The 22,425-nt window shown below is 65.4% G+C and carries 14 protein-coding genes; 10 read left to right on the top strand and 4 right to left on the bottom strand.

Annotation, left to right across the window (positions count from 1 at the left end; all coding sequences use genetic code 11):
• Positions 1 to 124 precede the first annotated feature (124 nt).
• The 3 genes from MFF01_RS17620 (at position 125) to MFF01_RS17610 (ending at position 4,500) form a co-directional block, all read left to right on the top strand.
• Entirely contained in the window at positions 125 to 697 is a 573-nt protein-coding gene (locus MFF01_RS17620) for a hypothetical protein (RefSeq protein WP_238227418.1), read from the top strand.
• Positions 698 to 919: 222 nt separating this feature from the next.
• Positions 920 to 2,890 carry a DUF8727 domain-containing protein gene (locus MFF01_RS17615; RefSeq protein ID WP_238227417.1) on the top strand — a complete coding sequence of 657 codons (1,971 nt, stop codon included), beginning with the start codon at positions 920 to 922 and terminating at the stop codon, positions 2,888 to 2,890.
• On the top strand, positions 2,887 to 4,500 hold the full coding sequence (locus tag MFF01_RS17610; RefSeq protein WP_238227416.1) for a DUF2357 domain-containing protein: 1,614 nt from the start codon (positions 2,887 to 2,889) through the stop codon (positions 4,498 to 4,500). Before MFF01_RS17615 ends, MFF01_RS17610 begins: the two co-directional genes overlap by 4 nt.
• Here the strand turns inward: MFF01_RS17610 and MFF01_RS17605 are convergent.
• The 4 genes from MFF01_RS17605 to MFF01_RS17590 all read right to left on the bottom strand — a co-directional run bounded on the left by MFF01_RS17605 (position 4,472) and on the right by MFF01_RS17590 (position 13,550).
• On the bottom strand, positions 4,472 to 8,314 hold the full coding sequence (locus tag MFF01_RS17605; RefSeq protein ID WP_238227415.1) for a DNA methyltransferase: 3,843 nt from the start codon (positions 8,312 to 8,314) through the stop codon (positions 4,472 to 4,474). The genes MFF01_RS17610 and MFF01_RS17605 overlap by 29 nt on opposite strands.
• Positions 8,315 to 8,455: 141 nt before the next feature.
• Complete coding sequence (locus MFF01_RS17600; RefSeq protein WP_238227414.1) at positions 8,456 to 9,454, bottom strand: hypothetical protein; 999 nt, start codon at positions 9,452 to 9,454, stop codon at positions 8,456 to 8,458.
• 263 nt (positions 9,455 to 9,717) lie between these two features.
• Complete coding sequence (locus tag MFF01_RS17595; protein ID WP_238227413.1) at positions 9,718 to 11,550, bottom strand: UvrD-helicase domain-containing protein; 1,833 nt, start codon at positions 11,548 to 11,550, stop codon at positions 9,718 to 9,720.
• 29 nt (positions 11,551 to 11,579) lie between these two features.
• Positions 11,580 to 13,550, bottom strand: coding sequence for an ATP-dependent nuclease (locus MFF01_RS17590; protein WP_238227412.1), 1,971 nt, complete (start codon positions 13,548 to 13,550; stop codon positions 11,580 to 11,582).
• A 270-nt stretch (positions 13,551 to 13,820) separates the two neighbouring features.
• Between MFF01_RS17590 and MFF01_RS17585 the strand changes: the two genes are divergently transcribed.
• The 7 genes from MFF01_RS17585 to MFF01_RS17555 all read left to right on the top strand — a co-directional run bounded on the left by MFF01_RS17585 (position 13,821) and on the right by MFF01_RS17555 (position 21,651).
• Positions 13,821 to 14,369, top strand: coding sequence for a metallophosphoesterase (locus MFF01_RS17585; RefSeq protein ID WP_283207204.1), 549 nt, complete (start codon positions 13,821 to 13,823; stop codon positions 14,367 to 14,369).
• Positions 14,366 to 15,169: a metallophosphoesterase gene (locus MFF01_RS17580; protein ID WP_238227411.1), complete on the top strand. Its 804-nt coding sequence runs from the start codon at positions 14,366 to 14,368 to the stop codon at positions 15,167 to 15,169. The genes MFF01_RS17585 and MFF01_RS17580 overlap by 4 nt, the downstream gene beginning before the upstream one ends.
• 362 nt (positions 15,170 to 15,531) lie before the next feature.
• Positions 15,532 to 15,807: a hypothetical protein gene (locus MFF01_RS17575; RefSeq protein WP_238227407.1), complete on the top strand. Its 276-nt coding sequence runs from the start codon at positions 15,532 to 15,534 to the stop codon at positions 15,805 to 15,807.
• 154 nt (positions 15,808 to 15,961) lie between these two features.
• Entirely contained in the window at positions 15,962 to 18,001 is a 2,040-nt protein-coding gene (locus tag MFF01_RS17570) for an AAA family ATPase (RefSeq protein WP_238227405.1), read from the top strand.
• On the top strand, positions 17,994 to 18,209 hold the full coding sequence (locus tag MFF01_RS17565) for a hypothetical protein (RefSeq protein WP_238227404.1): 216 nt from the start codon (positions 17,994 to 17,996) through the stop codon (positions 18,207 to 18,209). Before MFF01_RS17570 ends, MFF01_RS17565 begins: the two co-directional genes overlap by 8 nt.
• Positions 18,210 to 18,940: 731 nt before the next feature.
• Positions 18,941 to 19,255, top strand: a complete 315-nt coding sequence (locus MFF01_RS17560) for a hypothetical protein (protein WP_238227403.1) — start codon at positions 18,941 to 18,943, stop codon at positions 19,253 to 19,255.
• 275 nt (positions 19,256 to 19,530) lie between these two features.
• A complete protein-coding gene (locus MFF01_RS17555) occupies positions 19,531 to 21,651 on the top strand; it encodes a recombinase family protein (protein ID WP_238227402.1) in 2,121 nt (706 codons plus the stop codon).
• The last annotated feature ends 774 nt before the right edge of the window (positions 21,652 to 22,425 follow it).

Genomic DNA, 22,425 nt, shown 5'->3' with positions numbered 1-22,425 from the left:
TGGCTTCCACGTGACAACTCCCAAATGCCTCCGCCAAACAACTTTGAGCGGATCTATGGAAGGCGCCCGTTGAGCCCTGCTATGGTAAACGGCATTGCCGACCGATCATGGGAGCTCAGCGATCTTGTTGCCCTTTTGGAAGCCGTTGAGCCTTCTTTTGTTAAGCGCAGCCCTCGCAAGAGGAGCGCGAAAAAAGCCGGAAACGGAAACCGAAAAAGACTTAGTAATTGAAGAATACAAATCTTGTCGTGAGCTAATAGGCCGGAATATTGAGATTATTGAACGAAACGAGGTATATGTAATCGGCGCCTGTGCTGTTATTATTATATTCACGATTGACAAGGGCAATAATCTACTAACGTTCTGCGCCGCATGGCTTCCCCTTGTTTTGGCTTATGTTGGCCTCAGACGATACCAAGCATTAGACTCTACAATAGATCTTATTGATAAATACATCGAGAAGCAAGAAAATACATACAAAGTTATTGGATATACATCTTATTATGCAAACCGAAATCCAACTCATCAGCTAGGGAAGGCGCGACTTAAAGTATGGACGATCCTCATCCGGGCCATGATCGCGTTTGCATTGTATAAAAGTTATGCAGTGATCAACCCGCTGCAAGATGTTTGCGTGGCCTATCCCAAAATTGATTTTCTATGCCGGCCTCCGGATTCGGCTAAAGATCAAAACTAATCAATGACCCAGAATGCGCCTCGCTTGCGGCCTGCTAAGGCTGGCAATGCGGCATCCCGACCTGCCGCGCCTGAATGCCCGGCAGAGCACGACCCTCGGGAGGGATTTTTTTGAAGCGAAGGATCGATTGCCCTTTCCAAATCCGCGGCTGCGGAGACAATGGCCTGAACGGTATGGTTAAGATGCGGGCGGCATCGTCCGGGCGGGAGCGCGATGCCGAGCATGATGTCCGCGAATGCCGCTCCGGCGGCCGATGACGAGCCGGGCTCCCCCGTACCGGTCGATGACGGTGCTCCCGCCGCGAAGGCCCCGACCCTCGTCCTGGAGGGACTTCAGTCGATCCTGTCCGGTTTCGAGGAGAACGGCTTCGTCTGCCTGACCGCGCCGGACAGAAACTACAACAATCCCACCTACGTCGACGTGCGGGACCCAAAAGGGGAGCGCAGGTTCACGATCTGGGTCTTCAAGATCGAAGGCGGTGGTGGCGGCCCCACCGTCAGGAGCCCAACCGAACGGCGTATACAGGAAAGCAACGGTCCCGAGACGATTGCCGCAATGGCGGGTGACGGCCGTATACACCTGCTGGTTGGCTACGAGAACAACGAAGACGTTCTTTGCGTCTTCGACCAGCGATACATCACGGACTGGATCGAGAATTATCAGGCCAATCTCGCTTTGCCCAAGCCAAGCACCGGGCCGCATCCAGGTAAGCCGTCACCCTCCCGGCATGTCCATCAGAGCCAACTTCTTGGTTTGGATGCAAATACAATCCGGCCCTACGTAAGAGATGCGGCGGTCTTTCCGGACCGCAAGGCTAGGAACTACATCATGAAGCCGACGATGCTGCCCCAGTTCCTCGGAGCGGTCGAGGCCAATGGCACCTATGCCGGGGCTCTGACCGGAGATGCCTCGCCGACGACGGCCACCGACATCGTCGGATACTGCAAGGCCAACGGCTACCATTTCGATCCCGACCTGATCGCGCGGTACGTCGCCTCCCTCTCCGCCAAGCCGTTCGTGATCCTCGCCGGCATCAGCGGGACGGGCAAATCGAAGCTCGCCGAGCTCGTCGCCGAATTCTACGCGGGAGCCGGCAGAACGGCAGGCGCAGCCACGGCCGCAGCGGCGCCGACCCCGAGCCGGACATACACCTTCGCCGCCCCGGGACTGGCCTCGAATCCGGCCGGAACCGCGAGCGTGGCGCTGGTGCCCGTCCGTCCGGACTGGCTCGACAACAAGTCGGTCCTGGGCTTCGTCAATCCCATCACCGACCAGTACGAGTCGACGGCGACGCTCGACATCATCCTGCGTGCGGCCGCCTCTCCCGCCGACCGTCACTTCCTGATCCTGGACGAGATGAACCTCGCCAAGGTCGAGCACTACTTCTCCGATTGGCTCGCCTGCACCGAGAGCCGGCGCTATCGCCCCGACGGCACGATCCACCAGCAGGGGGTCCCGTTGCACCGCAGGGGCACGCCGATCAGCACCAGCATGCCGGCCACCGACGGCACCGTGACCAAATTCGATATCCCGGCCTCCCTCCTGCTGCCGACGAACCTCGCCGTCACCGGCACTGTGAACGTCGACGAGAGCACCCACGGCTTCAGTCCCAAGGTCCTCGACCGGGCCATGGTGATCGAGTTCGACGACGTCGACCTGGACGGCCTGCGGGACGACGCCGGCGCGACGGCGGCGCCGGCGCCGGCGCCGGCGCCGGGCACCGACTATCGCTTCCCCCCGACGCTTCCTGACTTCCGCCTCGCGACGTCGGCCGACTACGCCGCCATGCCCGACCCGGTGCACGACCACCTGGTCGCCATCAATCGCATCCTGGAGAAGCCCCGCCTGCACGTCGGTTACCGGGCGGCGACGGAGATGGCCCTTTTCATGGGTGTCTACAACGCGATCCTGCCCGAGGCCGACGTCGACGACGAATGGCTCGTGGCCCTCGACGCGGCCCTCCTCCAAAAGGTCCTGCCCCGCGTCGGCGGGAACAGGGTCCGCCTCGAAAGGGCGCTGGCCCTGCTGTGCCACTACCTCAGGGACCTCACGGACCTCAGCGGGGCAACCGTTCCGCCGGACCGCAAGGCATACGCAGCCACCGATAATGCCAAGCTCGGCAGGTCGTACCGGCGTGCGCTGGAGATGTGGGACACCCTGATCGAGTTCGGCTACGTCTCCTTCTTCAAGTGACCGTCGCCTTCCGATACCGCCGCAGGCATGGTTCCGGACCGACCTTCGAGGCGGTGTCCGGGGTCGGCTGCCGTCTCGACGAGAAGTCCGAGTACGTCCTCCTCTTCGACGCGCCCGTCACGGCCGAGGTGCGTACGAACATCCTCGACCTCAGGGGGGAGATGCTGGGGGACAACTCGGCGTTCCTGTCGTTTCGCAACTTCGTCGGCCAGGTCGACATCGCCGGCGTCCCCATCGAGGTCCACTCTGAGAAGCTGGGTGCGGGCGGGACGTCGCGGCTGCTCTCCGAGGTCTCCGAACTCGCCTCCGGCCTCCTGTTCGGCTGGGGGACCCCCACCACGCTCGCGGCGCAGGCCAACCTCGCCGCCGAGCCGCCGGTGCCGTACCACCAACTCCAGTACCTGCGCCGCGCGATGCTGGGCCGCACCGTCCGCAAGGGGAACAGGCTTCAGGACTGGCTCGGCGCCATCGAGCGCTCGCCGACCCGCCGCTTCGCCCAGGAGCGACCGGTCGTCGGCCTCGACCGCGTGCGCCACCTCGACCAGCAGGCTCTCCAATCGGTCTTCTCGCACCTCGACAGGCTCGTCCCGGTCCCCGTCGGATCGCCGCTCGCGGGGTCGCCGCTCGCCCGGGCGCTGACCTTCGGGAGCCCTGCCCGGGCCCACATGCCGGCGACGCTCGCGGCCCCGAGGGGACGGCTGTCGCTCGACACCCCCGAGAACCGCTTCGTCCGGCACGTCGTCACCGAATGCGTCGCCCTCGTCCAACGCTTCGTCAGGCACCCCAAGCTCGATGCAGGTTTCCGGCGCGATTGCACGGAGATGGGCAACCTCCTCGAACAGGCCCTTGCGGCCCCGGCCCTGGCGGAGGCCGGCCGCCTGTCCGCCCTCCACACCCCGACCCAGGCGCTGACCAAGTCCGAGGGATACCGCGAGGTTTTCGGGTTCTGGCTCGGGTTCGGACAGCATGTTTCGCTGCCGTTGGACAACGCCGAAGCGGCGAGGTTCCTGGAGGGGCGTGACGTCGCCACGCTCTACGAATACTGGGTTTTCCTCAAGATCCTCGAAGCGGTCTGCGAGGTCACCGGACGGCGCCCCGCGGGACCGCCGGAGATCGACAAGGGCGATTTCGGGGATTCCCTCGGATACGGAATCCGCGTCGATCTCGGGGAGGATGTTCGGGTCGCCTACAATCCGACGTTCACGCGGTCCCGCGGCGACGCCTACTCGACGCCGCTGCGACCCGACGTGGTGGTCACGCTCGACGGCGAACGCCATGCCTTCGACGCGAAGTACCGCCTCGACAGGATGGACGACGGGAACGACGCCGACGACGGCGACAGGAGCACCTACAAGCGCGCCGACCTCTACAAGATGCACGCTTACCGGGATGCGATACGGGGGATGCGCACCGCGTGCGCGGTCTACCCCGGGAGCGAGTTCGTCTTCTTCGGCAGGGACGGCGGTCCCCGACGCCTGCCCGGTGCAATGGCGTCCGACGCCGACGGGGTGGGCGCGATCCCGCTGCGGCCTTCGGACGTCGAACCGGCGTCGAGCCTGCGGGCGTTCCTGGCCGCCTTGCTTAGCCGGCCGACGCCAGCTTCCCCCTGACTTTCGGAAGCGCCTCAAACGCGGCGCGCACCTCGGCGAAGTCGACGAAGTCGGTGCCGCCCTCGGACGCGATCAGGCGCATCACCTCCGCATGGACGCCCTGGACACCGTGCTTGCGGATGCCGGGATCGGATGCCGCCTTGGCGACCAGCGCCTTGAGGTCGGCCCGCGTGCGGATCGGGACGACGCGCTGGCGGGTCGCACCGGCGGCCGGCTTGCGAAGGCTGAAGACGACGTCGAAGTGGGCGACGTCCTCGGCGCCCGAGCGTCCCTTGTAGCCCTTGTGGCTCTGCTGGCGCCGGTCGAGCGAGGCGGCTTCGTGGAAGGAGAACCCGGCCTTGCCCGCAGCATCCCTGATGGCCTGCCAGACGTCCTTGTCGGTGTTGTGAAAGACGACCGTCGCCCAACCGCCGGGCTTGAGCACGCGCGCCATCTCGGCCATCGCGACCTCGATCAGCGCGGCGTAGTCGGAAAGGCCCTTGCCGCCCTTCTCCTTGCGCAGTGACTTGTTGACCACGGCCTCTTGGGTCGCGTCGGTGACCCGGCCGAGCCACGCCTCCCAGATCAGGTTGCAGTCCGCGTAGAAGATGTTCGAGCCGAAGGGCGGATCAGTGAAGACGTAGTCGACGGAAGCGTCGGCGACTTGGGACAGGGCGCCCGCGCCGCCGAGCAGGATCGCGGGGTCGGGAACCGCGAGGGGCTGGAACGCCCTGTAGTAGCGCTTCAACTGCTCGATCTTGTTGCGCATCACCTCCAGCACGTTCGCCTCGGAGGATAGCTGCGGGACGTACAGGGTGCCCGTCAGGGGTCTCTGGCCGCCGCGGGCGTTGTAGCGGCGCATCCGCGTGCCGTGCCAGGCCGTGTTGGTGAAGGCGAAGGCCAGCGCCCGGCGGACCCGGTCGTCGCCGACGTCCATGATCGCCTTCCAGATCAGGGCAAGCGCCTGGAGGTTGCGGGGGGTGTAGAAGTCGGCGACCTCCGAGATGTCCTGGAGGGCCAGGGCGCAGCGGATGTACATCTCGCGGTCGGCGCCGACGGGCACGTCGGGGAACCACTCGCGGATGTCCTCCCGGCTCAACTTGGTCGCGCGGGCGCGGTCGGCCGGCGAGGCGGCCTTCTCGCCGCGCTTGCCCGTCGCGGTCTCGTAAGCGACCCAGGCGGGGGCCGATCCAAGGGACTTCAGGCCGGACCGCTTGATGTCCGCCTTACAGGACGGGCAGGCGATGACCGTGCCGAGCCGCCCCGTCTTCCGGTCCATCGCGTCCCAGAGTTGGAAGGTGCCGTGGCAGGAGGGACAGCGATGGCGGCTGCTCCAGAGCGTCCAATGCGCGAGGGCGGGCCGCCCCTCGTCGTCGCGCGTCGCATAGAGCTTGCCGATCCGCTCCCCGACGGCCGCATCGACCTCGGCGAACCCCCGTTCGAGCGCCTCCGGGTCGCAGCCCCGGGTATGGTTCCAGGCGAGGTGCACCGCGGCCGGCGACAGGTCGTTCAGGATCGCGCGCCGCCCCGACATCGCCGCCGCGACGCCGGTCATGCCCGAGCCGCAGAACGGATCGAGCACCACGTCGCCCGGCTTCGTGTAGTGCTCGATGAAGGGGATGACCGCCTCGGGCGGTACCTTGGTGTGGTAGCTGTGCGCCATGTAGAAGGCGCTGTTGCGCCCGCCCGCGACTCGGGTTCCAGGCATCGCCCTCGCCGTCGCGGGGTCCGGGTCGACGCTGACGGGCACGTCGGCGGCCGTCGCCAGGTATCCTTCGAGGAACGGTCGAGGCGGAGCGTCAGGGGTCCCGGGCAGGGACCACAGGCCGTCGACCTCCGCGGCGCCCAGTTCCCTGCAGCGCCTGGCCACGGCGGGCATCGTCAGGCCGGTGACCTTCAGGCCGGCGGCGAGCGCCGCACGCACCACCGCGGAGTAGATGGCGTCGGTGCGCCCGCCCGCCCCGAGGGCCTCCCGGATCGCGGCGTCGACGAACTCGGGCGATGCCTTCGCGGCCCCGGAAACCGCCACCGCCGTCCGATGCTTGAGACACAGCATCAGGTCGAACGTGGTGACGTTCTCCTTGCCGGTGACGCCCTTCACGCCCTTGATCGAGGGCTGCCCCTTGTACAGCATGTGGACGCGCTCGGTCTCGAACCCGGCGTCGGACAGGGCGCCTCGGACCGCCTCCCAGACCGCGTCGTCCGAGTTCGAGAACGCCAGGACGCCCCGGCCGCCGGGCTTGAGTATGCGCGCCGCCTGCCCGAACGCCTGCCCCATGAGCTCCCCGTAATCGGCAAGCGTCTTTCCGCCGTTGGCCGAGGTCCGGTGCTTGTTGACGACGATCTCGGCAGCCTGGTCGGTCAGCTTGCCCAACCACGCGTCCCAGAGCAGCGAGGCGTCGGCGTAGAAGATGTTGGCGCCGAACGGCGGGTCCATGAACACCATGTCCGCCGCCCCGTCCGGCACGCCCCCGAGGTCGGTCGCCGACCTCTGGAAGACCTGCGCCGTGGCGCCGGTGGTCGGGAAGGTCCGGTAGTAGCGCAACACGTCGGCCGCCTTGCGCCGGAACAGGCTCCAGACGTTCCACTCGTAGCGGAGGGACGAGACGTAGAGCGTCCCGGTCATCACGTTGGTTGGGCGCTTGGCGTTCCACTGGTACCGGCGCGACGCCCGGTTCACGGCCGCCGTGAAGGCGAACATCAGCGCCTCGCGCACCCGCCCGTCTGTCTCGCTGACGATGGCATGCCGCAGGGCGCCAAGGGCGTGCAGGTTGCGCCGGGTGTAGAAGTCCTTGGCCGAGGCGATGCCCATGACGCGGTGGCCGGCGCGCCACATCTCGCGGCCGGCGTCGAAGTCGACGTCGGGGATCCAGTACGGGATCGGCGCCTGGTCGGCATCGGCGATCAAGGCCCTCTCTGCGGCGGTCGGGGCGTGCGTGTCGATCCGGGCGCCGACCGACGAGGTGTGGCTCTGCACCGGCTCCTCGCATACCCACCCGAGGTCGGCCTTGCGCGAGACGGTCCGGCACTTGGGACAGGCGAGGCCGTCGTTGTCGACGCCCCCCTTATGGAAGATGTCCCAGTACACCATCCGGGCCGAGCAGCGGGGACAGGCGTACACGTCGCTCCAGGTCGTGTACTCGACGAGGGAGCCGCCCTGGGCTGGCCTGTACAGCCAGTCGATGGTCGGCCTGACGAGGGCCTCGACCTTGGCCAGCGCCACCACGAGGGCCTCCGGCTCGCAGAAGGTCGTGTAGTTGCGCGCGATGTGCACCGCCGCCGGCGACAGGTCGGACAGGAGCGCGTTCCTGCCTTCCCCGATGGCCGCCACGCCGGTCATGCCCGATCCGCAGAACGGGTCGCACACCAAGTCGCCCGTACGCGTGAAGGCCCGGATGAAGGGCACGATGGCCTCGGGCGGCACCTTGGTGTGGTAGCTGTGGGTACGGTACGAGGTCGTGGCCCTCGCCACATCGACCCGTTCGGGAATGGGCGCGCCCGGGCGCGGTGGCTTCGACGTGCTGGCAGCGAGGCCCGGCGCCGGCTCGGTCGGATAGGTGACCGCGCGGGCCTCGATCCTCTCCCTGACGGCGGCCACCATGGCCGGCGCGTCGGTGACCAGGGCACTTCGGACGTCGCCGGGTAGGCGACCGCTGCCGATCACGACGAGGTCGCGGGGCAATCGGAGGATCTCGGCGAGCCTGTCTACCTGGTCCTCTGTCGGAACGCGCTTGCCGTTTTCGAGCATGCTGAGCAAGCTCTTGGTGACGCCGAGCGCCTCCGATACATCGGCTTGCGATAGACCGAGCCGTTCCCGTCGCGCCTTGATCGTCATCGTCGCCTTCAGCGAATCCGCACACACGCCCTCATGGCATGGATCGAGGGGTTCACAGAAAGGGTCAACACCGTTTTTATGTGCACGACGTTAAGGCGCCGGGTGGCACCTTCTCGGATCGTCCATCCTGCCGCTTGGCCGCTAGGCTTCGGTATCGACCTTGGCCAACGCTTCCGCAACGCTCAGAGGGTGACGGAAGCCGAGTTCGGCCAGCGCGGTTCGCATCCCTCCGTCGCGGGTGATGATCGTAATCCCTGCGTCCTCCATGTGCCCGACCAGGAAGCTGTCGTTCACGTCGTTCTTCTTGTAGTTCCCGCCGCGCTCCACGGGGGACCGGATGACCTGCAGAAGGTAACGGATGACATAGTCCCTCTTGGAACCGGGGGGCGCCTGCATGTCGGCGCCCACCAACCGTAGGAACCTGTCGTAGTTGCCGTCCTTCGCCGACCTCGTGATGAACCGTCGAAGCTTGTCGATGTCCAGCGTCGCCTCGACCTGCCCCTCGGCGAGCGGAGTGCCTGATATCTCACCGAGGAATTGCCGGGCCGCCGTGACGAACGCGGCCCTGAGGTCGTTGAGCGCCTCGCCGACCACGCGCTGCTGGTTGCCGGTGTCGTAGCCGCGCCGGACCGCCTTCCGGACCGTGTCGGCGATGAGGTCCTGGTTCGATCCGAGGATAGCCTCGGCAAGCCGCCCGACCCGGGCGTCGAAATCTTCGGTCGCCGGTTCCTGGGAGTGCGCGATGTCCGAGAAGTAGGCTCCCAGGGCGACGTTCATAGTCCAGTTCAGGAACTGGCTTTCGGCCTCGATACGACGTTCGAGCAGGACCCGATGAAGGGGGGCGAGCTCCTCCAGGGATGTCGCATTGCAGACCGCATCCAACTCCGATTGCTCGACCGACAGGAATCGGCACTGGACGATGGGGATTGCATGTCGGTGCAGCAGGTCGATGCCCGCCGCGAGCCTGTCCATGTGGCCCCGCTCGGGATGTCCGTGCCTCACGATCCATTCGACGACCGAGACGGAGGAAACCAAGCACCGGCCGGTGGCGAGGAGCCGGCGCAGGTCGTCGGCTTCGGCGTCACCCGGGTCGAGGGCGGCATAGAGATAGTTCGTGTCGAGCAGGGGCTTGGTGTTCATGTGGACGTCGATGGCATCGCGGTGAGCCTCCCTATGGGAGGCGGGGGCTAACCCATGTGGTTCGCGACGGCCTCCTCCGCCACCATTCCCAGCGATCTGTCGCCCTCGCGTCCGAGCTTCGATGCCGCCCCGTAGGCCGCTTACCGGCCGAACGTTTTGACAGACTGGATGCCGGCGGGCGGATTTGTCAGGCGGCCGCAAGGTGCCGAGCTTCGTTCGCATGATCGTTGCGCTGTCCGCTGATTGCGACTTATCCCGCGACGTCACCGTCGACCGGTTGAGCCTGGTCCGCCGACGACCCTCGGAACGGCGTCACCAAGCACGTCCTCAAGCCAGTCGATACGTCTGCCGCGCTCCGCGCAGCACGTGAAGAACGCTCGCTGCTCGGCCCGGGTCACCGCAACGAAGAAAGAATTCATCTCCTCGGGATTCCGGGGCTTCAAACTCCACCAGCTCTGCCCGTCCAACCCGAAGAAGATAACCGTGTGGAACTCCATGCCCTTGCTCTTATGGATGGTCATCAAGGGCACCTGACCTTTCCCCTCGAAGCGGTCCAACGTTTCCGACCAGGACGTCGAGGCGGCCATGCACTCCCCGAGCAGGGCGGTGAACCCGCTGCGTACTCGCCCATAGTCCGAACCGCGCTGATACGCCGGCGTCGACTGCCTGATGAGGTCCTCGCTGATGCCGTCGATCAGGAGCGAAACCACCGCTTCGGCCTGTGCGTCCGCGGGCGACACCTCCGACATGAGCTTGCGCGTGGAAACCGTCAGCCCCTCGGTTTCGCGCATGACCCGGTGCGAGTTGTCGTCCTCTGCGTCCTGGGCGGACCTGAGTGCCGTCATCCGCTCGATTGCGGTCGACCAAGCTTCCGGTGCGCGTCTGGTCGCGCTGGCCCGTAGCAGGGGAAGGAGCAGGGTCGTCAACTCCTCTACAAGAAGGTCCTGGAGAGCCACGCCGCCTACGTTGCGGGCGAGGTTGCGCAACGTCAGTCCATGCCCGTCAAACACCGGTCGAAGCTCGGTCTCCACGTCGTCGGCACGTTGCCTCACGAGGAGGACGACTTGGTGGGGTTCGACGCCCCCGGACCCGATCTCGGTCGCAAGCCATGATGCCAGGGTCTCGACCTCCGCCCGCCGGTCGCTGAACACCCAGATGGCGGACACCTGACCGTCGACGGCCCTGGTCTTCTTCGCCTGCACCATCTCGACACCGGGGGAGATGTGCGAGGCGACGAGGTGCTGTATCGCGACCAAGTCGACGTGGGAGCGCCAATTCGCCAGCAGGGTCACCCTCCTCGACCTGAACACCCCCTCGAAGGCACCGAACCCGTCCGTCATGGCGCCGGCCCAGCCCATGATCCGCTGCTTGTCGTCGCCGACCGTGGTGATGCGCGTCGTCGCCGGGGAGAACGCGATTGAGACGAGTTCGAACTGTGCGGCGGTCGTATCCTGGAACTCGTCGAGGAAAACGAATGGGTAGGTCGTACGGAGCGCTTTCCGTATGCCGGCATGCTCGCGCAACATGTACTCGACCAGTCGATTGATCATCGCGAACGTCAGAAGCGGCGCCCGAGCGCTTTCGTACTGGTCGCGCCAGTAGGCATCGAGCGTCCTCGCATCGTTGTCCGACAGCCCTTGGCCCTCGATGGGCAGCCGCGTGTTGGCGATCAGATGCTCAAGCTGTTCCCTGTTCAGGTCGGATCCGAACCGGTCAAGCTGCGCTTGGAGAATGTCGCGCGTCGGAAAGGAGATCTCGTAATCGGCCGGAGGCGCATAACGCGATGGCAGGGCGCAGCGGAACTGATCGAGAAGCCCCTTGGTCCAGGCGTCGAAGGTCAGGGAGACGAATCGACGTGACTGCGCCTCCGGGAGCCTCAGCCTCAGCCTTGCGCGGAGCGTGGCGGCGGCATCCCTCTTGAAGCTGATGGCCAGTACCCTGCGGGGTGGCGGACAGATGCCGGTCTGAAGGAGATAGGCCGCCTTCTGCGCCAGCATCTCCGTTTTGCCTGCCCCGGCGCCGGCGGTAACGCAGACGCAACGGTCGGTCTCGCGCAACGCTTCCCACGCCCTGTCCTCAAGGCCGTCGATGCCCACCGGGCGCCAATCCTGCGGAGCGACGACAGTCATGCGGGCAAGCTCGCCCCGATTGCCTCCACGAGGGCGATCAGTTCCTTCGGCGCGTTGTCCCTGAGGGTCTTGTCATCCAGTCGGCCCAGGGCAGAAAGATGCGCTCCGGGCTTGCTGGCGCCTAGAAACAGGTAGGGATACCAGATGAAGGCATCGTCGTAGGTGTCGTCCTCCTCGTAGAGCGCGACATTGCCTTCGGTCTTGAGGGTGGTGGCCCTCTTCTCCGAAAGGGCCTTGCCGCCCTTCCTGGGACCCAGCTTGCCCGCGGGCTTCCGCTTGTAGGCGTCCGGAAACGCCTGGATCATCGCGAAGTCGATATCGATGGGGAACGAGAAGTACACGTCCTTGTCCCTGAGCGCCGACAGCCAGGCGTTCTCGTGCCCGTCGTCGAGGACCTTGGCATCATCGATCTGGTCGACCTCGTCAGGGTCGATCTCGCCGCTAAGAGCCTCCCAGGTGTATTCGAGAGACCGGCCCACGGCCTTCATCCGTTCGAGGATGTGCGCGATGGCCCTGGCACCGCCATGCTTGCGTCCCAGGTCGAGGTCCAAAAGGGTGGCGTATGGTATCTGCAGGCTTTCGAGCAGTCTCCAGAAGTGGCGTACGAACCGGCCCCCCAACGGCACCACGGGCACGAATGACCGGTCGAGCGGTATACCCATGGCTTCGGCCAAGCGCGGCAAGATGATCGCCTCCGACTCGCCTTCAGCGAGCACGACGAACCGAGCAAAATACAGTTCGGGATAGGCTTTGACGGCAAGCCGCACGAACTTGTGCGCTTCGGTTTCCTCCTTCGGCAGCCTCAGGCGCCGAACGTGGCTCGTACGGGTGCCTGATGCGAACCTGGTATGGCGCACCTCCTCCGGCTCCACGCGGGCCAGGATGCTCGGGCTATGGCTTGAGACGATGACCTGGGCACCGTCCATCAACCCTATCTCGCGGGCCTGCAGCATGATGCGTGACAGGAAGAACGGCGACAGGCTGTTCTCGGGTTCCTCGATGGCGAGGAGCGTCAGGTAGGTCCTACGCAGCTTCTCACGGTCAAAAACCTCGTCCGCAGGGACGCCCGAGAAGGCATCGCGTTCCATCTCCAAGGTCGCGGCTGTCAGCGCGATATGGAACAGCGAGCGTTGGCCGTCGCTGAGGTCACGAAGGTGCCGCGCCTGCCCCGACTCATCCGGAAGGAAGACAAACTCAGCTTGTCGGACTAGGTCCTCCAGCCTGTTCTCCACCAACCTGAGCACGGGCTTGGCATCTGAGTCGCCGCGATGGACCTGGCTCCACCTCTTCTCCAGTCGCTCGACGATGAAGCGGGAAGGAGCCTCCGCGTCGAAGCGAGCTTGCAGCTGGTCTGCGGTTTCGGTGGCAGCCTTCGACATAGCACCCGACCAACGCGCCGCCCGCCATAGTCTTCCCTTCAGAAGGGCGGTGACCTGGTCGGACGCATTTCGGTTGGCTGGCACGTAGACGAGTTGAATGAGGCTTCTCTCCAGTGCCGCAACCGGCCGACATTTCGACCAGACGAACTCGTCGTCCAACGAGGCGACCCATCGAATGTCGTCCTCGACGACGCCCCCGGGGGTCCCGTCATCCGTCCAGGTCGCCTCCAGTCGGATCCTGACCTGGAGGGGCTTGCCCGGACCCGAGACGGCCATGTGTCCGAAGACCTCGGGGATCGAGGCGTCGTCGTCGTCCGCTGCGAGACCGGGAAAGCCAAGGATGCAATCGATGGAGAGCTTGGTCCCCGACTGGGCCTCGCTCATTTCGAGGGGGACGTGAAAGTCCGATCTCGTGACCGCCTTCTGCCCCCCCGTGACCCCGAAGAGCTTTCCAAGCGCCGCCAAGACGGCCGTCTTGCCCGACCCGTTGTTGCCGACGAATGCGGTCACGCCCCTATCGAAATCGATATGGATCGGCTCGGGACCGAAGCAGCGAAAATTACTGATGGTCAGCTTCTGAAGCTTCATCGAATCCACCCCGGCGCGATTGTAGCCACACGACCGCCGCCGGCCAGGCTTGTTCGGTGAAGTCCTCAAATTTTAGCTTTGTCGCTTCTCAACGACGCATTCAATCGGCACCGGCTGTGGATCCGCGATCCCGGCCTTGCCTATCGCCACCGGCCAGGCCACCTTCGCTGCCCTTCGAGGGGCCCACCGATGATACGCGCGCACCGCCACCCGACCAACTGACCCCGGAGCGCCGCCGCCTGCACGAGCCTCCGTTCACGCGAGGCTTCCGTGACCCAATTCTTCGTTTCCGACACCCATTTTGGCCACGCGCACATCATCTCAGGCAGGATGTTGGCGCCCCGGCCGTTCGCCTCCATCGAGGAGCACGACGAGACCCTGATCGCACGATGGAACGCCGTCGTGCGCCCAGAGGACACCGTCTGGCACCTCGGCGACTTCTGCTACCGCTGCCCGGAGGCCCGCGCCCGATCCGTATTTCGACGCCTGGTCGGGCAGCGACGGCTGGTGCGGGGCAACCACGACCGCATCGGGTCACGCCTGCCCTGGGACGGGCCCGTCGTCGACGTCATCCGAGTCGTCGTCGAGAACGCCGACGGCACGACCACCGGCGTCTGGTGCTCGCACTACGCCCACCGCGTCTGGCCTCGCCAGCATTACGGCGACCTCCACCTGTTCGGACATTCGCACGGCAGCCTGCCCGGGACCGCGACCAGCACCGACGTCGGCGTCGATTGCTTCGGCTTCAGGCCCGTCACCCTGGCCGACATCCGCGTGCGCCTCGCCGAGAACGCCCTGGCGGCGGGAGGTGCGCGATGATCGCCCCATCACGACTCTGGATCTTTTCGGATTTGCACCAGGACTGCCCGGAGAACGCCTGGGACCCGGCAGCCCACGCGCCGGCGGGCGGCTTCGACGTGGCCGTCGTCGCGGGCGACGTGCACATGCCGCTGACCCGGGCCCTGGACTGGCTCGGCGAGCGCCTGCCCGGCGTGCCGACCGTCTACGTGCCAGGCAACCACGACTTCTGGTGGGACCGCGGCGAGGAGCGCTACACCATCCGCGACCAGATCGAGCAGGGGCGCGACCGGTCCGCCGCCCTCGGCATCACGCTGCTGATGGACGATGCGGTCACGCTCGACGGCACCCGCTTCGTCGGCGGCACGCTCTGGACCGATTTTCGGCTCGGGTCGTTCGGCCTGACGCACGGCATGCGCACGGCCCAGGGCCGCGACGGAATGGTCGACTACCGCCGCATCCGCACCGGGCCGAGCTCACGGCACCGCATCGAGCCGGAGGAGGTGCTGGCGATGCATAGGCGCACACGGGCCTATATTGAGGCCGAGTTCGGCCAGGTCCACGGCGGCCCCACCGTGGTGGTCACCCACCATGCCCCGCACCCGGACAGCCTACCGTCGGCGCACGCCCACCTCGCCTGGTGCGACGCCTCGGACCTGACGGACCTGATCGCGGAGCGTGGGCCGGACCTGTGGGTGCACGGCCACGTCCACCATCACGCGGACTACCAGGTCGGACGGACGCGTATCGTCTGCAACGCCCGAGGCCACATCGACGAGGACACCCGTTTCCTGGCCGGTATGGTCGTCGAGGCCGGCTGAGGACCCGTCCGGTTCCGTTAGCCATGAGGCCGCACAAGTATTGCAGGTCTGCGGCCGCGAAGATCGAGAAACTCCCCTGGACTTCAGGGTATCTTCCACACCGACCCACAGACCCCATCAGCTCAAACTACCGATTTTCGAAGTTGTGGGAATCCCTGGCCTTGACGTCCAGGGTTTGCGATTCAAAATAAACAACGACGGCAATCGCTTCCGCTTCCTGCCGAAAGAGACCCCGACCGTGTCCCTGGCCCGCCTCATACGGAAACTTCTGCCCCTCGGCAGACCCGCGTTTCCCACCCTTCCCATCGCTCGGGCCTAGGCGGCGCGCATCAAGCGCCCGGCGGCCCGTGTTCGAGGCCGCCATGACAACTCATCCCATCGACGACGACACCCGCACCAACGACGACCTCGTGGGCGAACTTTTTCGTCGGCTCTTCATTATGAGGGGCTTTCACGAACCCGTCTTCCGGGCCGCCCTGCGCGACGCCATCCTGTCCGTGGCGCGGGCCGCCCACGTTGAGGCCGAGGCCCGCGCCCGCCGCGTCACTGAGCGGACCGGTTCCTGGCCGACCGACTTCAGCGGCACGCCCTGGGGCCAGCGCCGCCCGACCGAGGGCGACGACCTCACCGAAGGCTGACCCCCTCCCACCAGGACATCACCATGACCGTCTTCAAGATACCGCGCTTTGCCGGCCAGCCGAAACGCTTGCCGAGCCTCCGTCCCACACCCCTTCCCGACACCCATTCTAGGGCCTGACCGGCGCATGCGCGCGGCGGCCCTACGAGGCCGCCATGACTAAGAAGACCAAGATCCCCGCCAGCATCCTCAAGAGCCTTCCCCGGAAGGCCAACCGAGACTTCGAGGACGCCTACGACGACGGCTATCCGCAGGACGGTGAGCCCACCGACGAGACCAAGCCGTCCACGCCTGAGGAGGTGCTGGCCACGGCGAGCGTCAGCACGGTGCTCGCGATCAGCATGCTGCACGCGATGCTGCCGGCGAAGGTCATCACTCGCATCCAAGCGCCACCGAGCCTCGCGCTGGTGGTGGCCGTTCCCGGACCGGACTGGATCGTGCCCATCACTCTTGCACTCACATCGTTGAGAGCATGGACGGAGGTGGTGAAGCGAGGAACTGGCGGGAGCAAGACATCGGACAACCGGAGCGTCGGCAACGACAGCGTGGCGGCCGCCCTCGGCGCCGGTCGAAGCGTTCTCGGCGTAACGACAGCCCCGGACCGTTACCTGCCTGCGGCTCTAATTACGGCCGCTGACCTCCGCATCGAATTGAAGCCCCCATCCCCGAAGGCTCTCCAGGCAACCATTCGGCTCGTCACCGGGCGCCGCGCCGGCCGCCTACCCGCCGACATCGTCCAGGGCCTGGGTTTCGACGAGATCACAGGATGCATCCGCAAGGGCAGCACGCCCCGGGACTGCGTCCGACGACTCAAGGCGGCCTCGGCCTCGAAGCGGGCAGCCTCTTCCGACCTCGCCGACGTTCCCCTCGTCGAGGATACCTGTGGTTATGGGCCAGCAGGAGATCATGCCAAGGCTTTGGTCGAGGCCGTCAAGGCACATCGGCGTGGAGCGCCATGGCCGGCGGCGACGCGTTTCATCCTGGCCGGCCCGCCCGGAACAGGCAAGACATCGCTAGCGCGTAGTATTGCCAAGTCGCTCGGAGTGCGTATTACTGCGACAAGCGTGTCCTCGTGGTTCTCTCAGACGAACGGATATCTCAACGACATTTGCAAGAAGGTCGACGAGGTATTTTTGGAAGCATCTCAAAACGGGGGCGTCTTGCTCATTGACGAGTTAGATAGCCTACCAAATAGAGAGACCTGCGATAGTCGTCATCGAGACTACTGGGTAACTGTTGTAAATCACGTATTAATGACATTGGATGGTGCGGTATCGAGCCCGGCATCGAAGCTTGTCATCATCGGGGCGACCAACTTCCCAGAAAGGCTCGACCCCGCCCTCGTGCGGCCTGGACGCCTCGACCGCGTCGTGAGGATCGACCTGCCGGATGAGGACGCCATTGAGGGCATTCTGCGCCAGCACCTCGTGGACGACCTCGCTAACGAGGATCTCGGGCCTATCGCAGCCATCGGCATCGGCGCAACCGGTGCCGACATCGCTGGGTGGGTTGGGGGCGCCCGTATGGTCGCCCTGGCGGGCAAGCGCCAGATGAATTTGGCGGACCTCATTGGTCGGATCGTTCCACCGGAAACTCGCACGCCAGCGCAGCAGCTTTCGGTTGCAAGGCACGAGGCCAGTCACGCGGTGATTTTGGAGACCCAAGCTGTCGGAGACGTCAGAACGGTCTCCCTGGTCGCTCAGGGGGCTTTTGCAGGACGAACCCTGAGCCGACTTAACAACGACACGTCAGTGATGTCGGTGGCCGACCTCGACGCACTCATCGTCAGCGTCTTGGCCGGTCGCGCCGCCGATCAGCAGTGGGATGCGGTCACTGCGGGCTCGGCAGGCGGTTCGGGCTCTGACTTGGCGCACGCCACAGCGCTAGTGGCTGGGAAGCACGCTTCGTGGGGACTGGGACAAAGTTTGCTCTACCGAGGCGACCAGGCGGACGCGTTGGCGCTACTTCGGGTGGACCCCGCGTTCAGGCGCCTGGTTGAGGACGACCTCTCCCGTTTGTACGAGATCAGCCGCGACTTGGTGAGCCGTAACACCGACGTCATCGACCGGATCGCTCGACGCTTGGTCGAACGCCGGGTCATGAGCGGGGCCGAGGTCCGCGCGATCATCGCCGGCTCGCCGATGGCTGGCGACAAGCAGGCTCGCAAGTCCGGCAGGGGAGGTCCCAATGCCTGAGGAGACCGACGAGAGCATCGCCCAGGTCATTCTCGCCTTGATGCGTGCGAGGCGCGCCCTCCACCTCGACCCGCAGACCTTCGACGACCTCGTCGGCTCCATCATGGTGGAGATCGACCTGGGGATGCAGGTCGCCGAGGAAGCCGCCCTGGAAGCCAGCCACCGGCGAAAGGTCGAGGGCAACGTCATCAGGTTCCCGGCCGGCTGATGTCCGTCGACTCCCGAAGTTGCGTGCGGCCGTGGTACAAGACGTTCCAACCGGGGACTGTCAGATTTGAATTAAATTGTTCCTAGTCACTATAGAGCAGATAAGCTTTGGTTGAACGCCGATTTGCGCCGGGGGGACGATTGCCGCCCACTGGATCCAAACCGGGTCCCATGAGAGATTGTCGTCATGAAATACGTCTCGCAACACATGGCCGCCTCCGAGCGGGCCTATCGTCAGCTTGGCTTGATAGCCTAGGGTCGTTGCGGACCTTCGGCCGGAAGCCCTGGCCGACATAGACCCTCTACGAGCCGGCCCCTACGGGCCAGGCATCTGGCAAGCAGCCGGAACGGGAGGCATCGATGACCCCCACCAAGATACCCCTGCGCTAGGACGCGGCACCCGCGGCTCTACCCCGGCCCATCGCCGGATGCCCCTCGGATGCCGCGCTCCGCAAAGTCCGCCCCTTCGCAGGATGAGCCCCGCCATCTCTGCCGTGACCGCCATGTGCGGACCGACAAACCGCCAATCCGCACCTGTGTTCCCGCCCTCCAGGCACCCGCCGGCCACGTTGGCCCGGTGGGCCGCCACGACGGATCGACACCAAGGTGAAAGGGGGCGGTGCGGAGACCGAACGCCAAGCGTGGGAAGTCGAATCCAACCGGTCGCGCACTCTGCGGTGCCTCCCAACCCCGTCGCGTCCGAACGCGACGGTTTCCCCCTCCGAGCGAAGGATGTTCACGATGAAGGACAAGCTACAAGATCTCCCCTCCCACTTAGAGTTCGAGGACACCGCGTCACCTAACCGGCGCGCCCTTGCATTGGCCCGTGCCCTTGGCCGCTACCAAGCGCTTCGCGACATGGCGGCGACCTGCGACGCGGTCGATGCTGAGAACCGGACCGCCGACCAACGCACCGTGTCAGCCGCGTTCGGCACGACCCGGGTCCTCGACCTCTACAGCATGGCGATGCCGGTCGGCGTCCTGCCCGGCTTCTTCGGCCGGATGCCCGCCGCCGCCGGCACCTCGGCCTTCCCCTTCAGGCGGTGACCCCTTCCGACGCCGACCATCCGCGCAAGGAACCTCCCCCATGCGAATACCCCAGCCTCCCCTCCGAATACGCCGGCTTCTCCCGCCCGGTCGGCGACCCGGCTTCGAGCCCGGTCGTAGCCCCACGCCTCCCGTCCGAACCGAGCGCCGGCGCCACGCCGGTGCGCTCGCCCGGGCGGGACCCCGAACCCTTCCCCCGACGAGGCCCTTCGAAGGGCCCGCCAGCGATGCCGTCCCCCAAGCGGGGATACCGCGGCGCCAGTGGAGTTCCGCCCATGACGAACCAGCACCTCCTCGCCCTCCATGGGGACGCCGTCGACCTTCCTTCCATGTGGCTTCCGAACCCCGGCAACGGCCCGACCAGGGCCATCCCGCCCAGAGGCGTCGGCGTCGTCTACGCGCGTTACTCGTCCGACAAGCAGTCCGAGACGAGCGTCGAGCGCCAGTTCGAGATCTGCGCCGAGCACGCCGCGCGGAACGGGATCACGCTGATCAAGACCTACGCCGACAGGGCGAAGCCAGGCACGACCGTGGTCGGACGCGATGAGTTGGAAGAGATGCTGGACGCGGCGCGGCGCGGTCTGTTCAGCATTCTCATCATCGAAAACGTCGACCGTCTGGCGCGCGACCTTTCCTACTTGAGCGCCGTGTTTAAGGAACTGAAGGCCCTCGGCATCGAGATGCACCAGCCCGGTCGGGGCAGGCTCGACCTCCCGGACATCGCGTTCCACGGCTTCATGGGCGAGGAGGGGCGGCGCCTCTTCCTGGAGCGGTCCCAGTACGGCCGCATGCAGATGGTCCGCAACGGCCGCATTCCGCACAAGCCTGCCTACGGGTACGGTCGGACCCCCGGTCGTCCGGGCGAGCAACACATCATCGAAGCCGAAGCCGAGATCGTTCGGCAGATCTTCCAGATGTTCGTGGAAGGCTTGTCGATGATGAAGATTGCACGGGCCCTTAACGCGCGAACCGATAACCAAAGGTACTGGAAGGATTGCAGCATCAGGTCGATGTTCAAGAACCCACTCTATGCGGGGTTCATCGTCTACAATCAGTCCACCGTCGTCACCGACCCCATCACCCGAAAGAGGGTCGCCGTCCAGCGTCCCCGTTCCGAATGGGTTGTTGTGAGGGCCGACCATCTCCAGATCGTCGAACGAGCCGCCTGGGAGGCGGTGCAGGCTCGGATCTCTGGCATCAGGTCTCGCGAGGCACCGACAAGGCAAGCGCCGGGGAAGTACCTCCTGTCCCGCAAGGTTAAGTGCTCGGGTTGCGGGATGACCACGGTGCCTACGGGACCATTGCGCCAGAGGCGTTTTGCTTGCATCGACCGAGCCCATGGAGGGACGTGCAAGAACTTCGAGACCATTAAGGTGGCCGAACTCGAACGCGTCGTCATCGACCTAGTCGCCGAGAACGTCCTCGACCCACGGTGCACCGAGGCTTATGTCGCCGCCTACAACGAGGCCAAGGCAGGGTCCCACAAGGATCACGAGGCCGCCCGATCCGACCTCAAGCGTCAGCGGGACGGAGCGATGCGCGCGCTCGACGCGACTTTCGACGATGCGCTCATGGCTGGCTTCAACGCCAGTTATCTGGCCGAGAAGCGCAGGACGCTGACATCGACCCTCAACGCACTCGATGCGCGGATCGACAGCCTGCCGGCCAAGCCGCTGCCCATCGGACTCGATCAGGGACGCATGACGATGCTGCGTGAAGCCTTGGATGGATTGGTCGGACGGCTCCCGTTCATGCCTAACAACGAGGCGGACTTCAGGCTCGTGGCGGCGTTTGGGGAACTCATCGATCATATCGTGGTCCGGCGCCTAGCCTACGCCCGGTACGAGGCGGAGGTCCACCTCACGGTGACGCCACTCCTGCGAGGCCCGACCTTCGGGGCCGACGACCTGAAGGCTCAAATGTGCCTTCGCAGAACCTACGAACTCAAGACCATGAAGGAGAAGAGCAGGCGTTGGAGAAGGATCGTGCCTTCGTTGCTCGCCCAGGGACGACACGTCCTCCAAGACGCCGAGTGGGACGCCATCAGCCATCTTTTTCCCGAGGGGCTCCTCCTCCGCAAGGACAGAACGACGTCGTGGGACGCCAGACCCTTCGTGGAGGCGTACCTCTTCATCCTGATGCACGGCGTGCCATGGCCGTGCCTGCCTGAATCTTTCGGCCCCTTCAATCCGGTCTACCTAGGTGTGGGCAAGTTCTGCACCTACGGCATTTGGAAGGAGGTCGCGACAATCCTCCATGATCTCGATCCCGAACGTTTTCCGGCCGAGTTTGCTGAGAAGAAGTGGAAGAAGATGAGGCGCGACGAGGCGGTCGCCAGACTCGTCGAGGAAACGCGGGCGGCCCGGGCGGATACAGCCCTTGCACCTATCTCGTGATTGATGCCCGGGCGGGCGGCGCTGGCCCGGGCTCCCTTGGAACGAGGCGCCGAGGAAGTCCCCCGGGCTGCGAACGAGCGCGACGCCATCGGATGGGAGGTCGCATGCAGGCGAAGCCCGGTGTGCCGCTTGCGCGGTTGGGAGACGAACGCCACGACGATCCGAGTCGACGCTGGACTGAGTTCGACCGGCTCATGCAAGAGTGTGGGCCGGAAGGCTCCAGGTAGTCCGCAGTGTAGGGTCTGTTGGCACGCGCAGGGGTCTCCCCCATTTGATCCGTGGCATCCTTGCCGCGCGGGGCGGAACGATACCATTAATGCCCGCCCGATGCGGGCGCCCGTCGGCTCAAGACCTTGGTCATCACGACCGACCCGCACGGCGAGCACGGCGCGATTATCCTGCTTGGGGTTCCGCCCGAACCCTTCCCCTTCATGACGCATCGCCGCGTCTACTCCGCTTACAGAGACGGGTGGGTCGACTCCGCCAACACCATCATGCCCAACGGCGTAGGACCGAAAGAGGGTCTTAACGCTTCTTGGTGCAGTCCACCTGTCGGGACATTGAGCAGAACCTAGCCCGGATCGCCTGTGATCACAGGGGTAGCATCCCTGCTTCGACCGCCTTTCTCACCCTCGCCGCAACCATGATCCGCTCCGCGTGATAGGCCTGAGGCTTTTGGAAGAAGCGCCGAAAGGACGCCTTAGGGTAAGCTCGTGATATCCATCATGACGGGTAGCTGAGGCTGATCCTCGCGAGGTGCCGGTTTTCCGACTT

Source organism: Methylobacterium adhaesivum (genome assembly GCF_022179065.1).
GTDB classification, from domain to species: domain Bacteria; phylum Pseudomonadota; class Alphaproteobacteria; order Rhizobiales; family Beijerinckiaceae; genus Methylobacterium; species Methylobacterium adhaesivum.
The sequence above is the reverse complement of the archived record's forward strand: the minus strand, read 5'-3'. Positions and strand labels throughout refer to the sequence as shown.

Coding starts and splice junctions, on each gene's coding strand:
- MFF01_RS17615 (WP_238227417.1), top strand. CDS start 920: ATGATGTCCGCGAATGCCGCTCCGGCGGCCGATGACGAGCCGGGCTCC.
- MFF01_RS17605 (WP_238227415.1), bottom strand. CDS start 8,314: ATGACGATCAAGGCGCGACGGGAACGGCTCGGTCTATCGCAAGCCGAT.
- MFF01_RS17600 (WP_238227414.1), bottom strand. CDS start 9,454: ATGAACACCAAGCCCCTGCTCGACACGAACTATCTCTATGCCGCCCTC.
- MFF01_RS17590 (WP_238227412.1), bottom strand. CDS start 13,550: ATGAAGCTTCAGAAGCTGACCATCAGTAATTTTCGCTGCTTCGGTCCC.
- MFF01_RS17580 (WP_238227411.1), top strand. CDS start 14,366: ATGATCGCCCCATCACGACTCTGGATCTTTTCGGATTTGCACCAGGAC.
- MFF01_RS17575 (WP_238227407.1), top strand. CDS start 15,532: ATGACAACTCATCCCATCGACGACGACACCCGCACCAACGACGACCTC.
- MFF01_RS17570 (WP_238227405.1), top strand. CDS start 15,962: ATGACTAAGAAGACCAAGATCCCCGCCAGCATCCTCAAGAGCCTTCCC.
- MFF01_RS17565 (WP_238227404.1), top strand. CDS start 17,994: ATGCCTGAGGAGACCGACGAGAGCATCGCCCAGGTCATTCTCGCCTTG.
- MFF01_RS17560 (WP_238227403.1), top strand. CDS start 18,941: ATGTTCACGATGAAGGACAAGCTACAAGATCTCCCCTCCCACTTAGAG.
- MFF01_RS17555 (WP_238227402.1), top strand. CDS start 19,531: ATGACGAACCAGCACCTCCTCGCCCTCCATGGGGACGCCGTCGACCTT.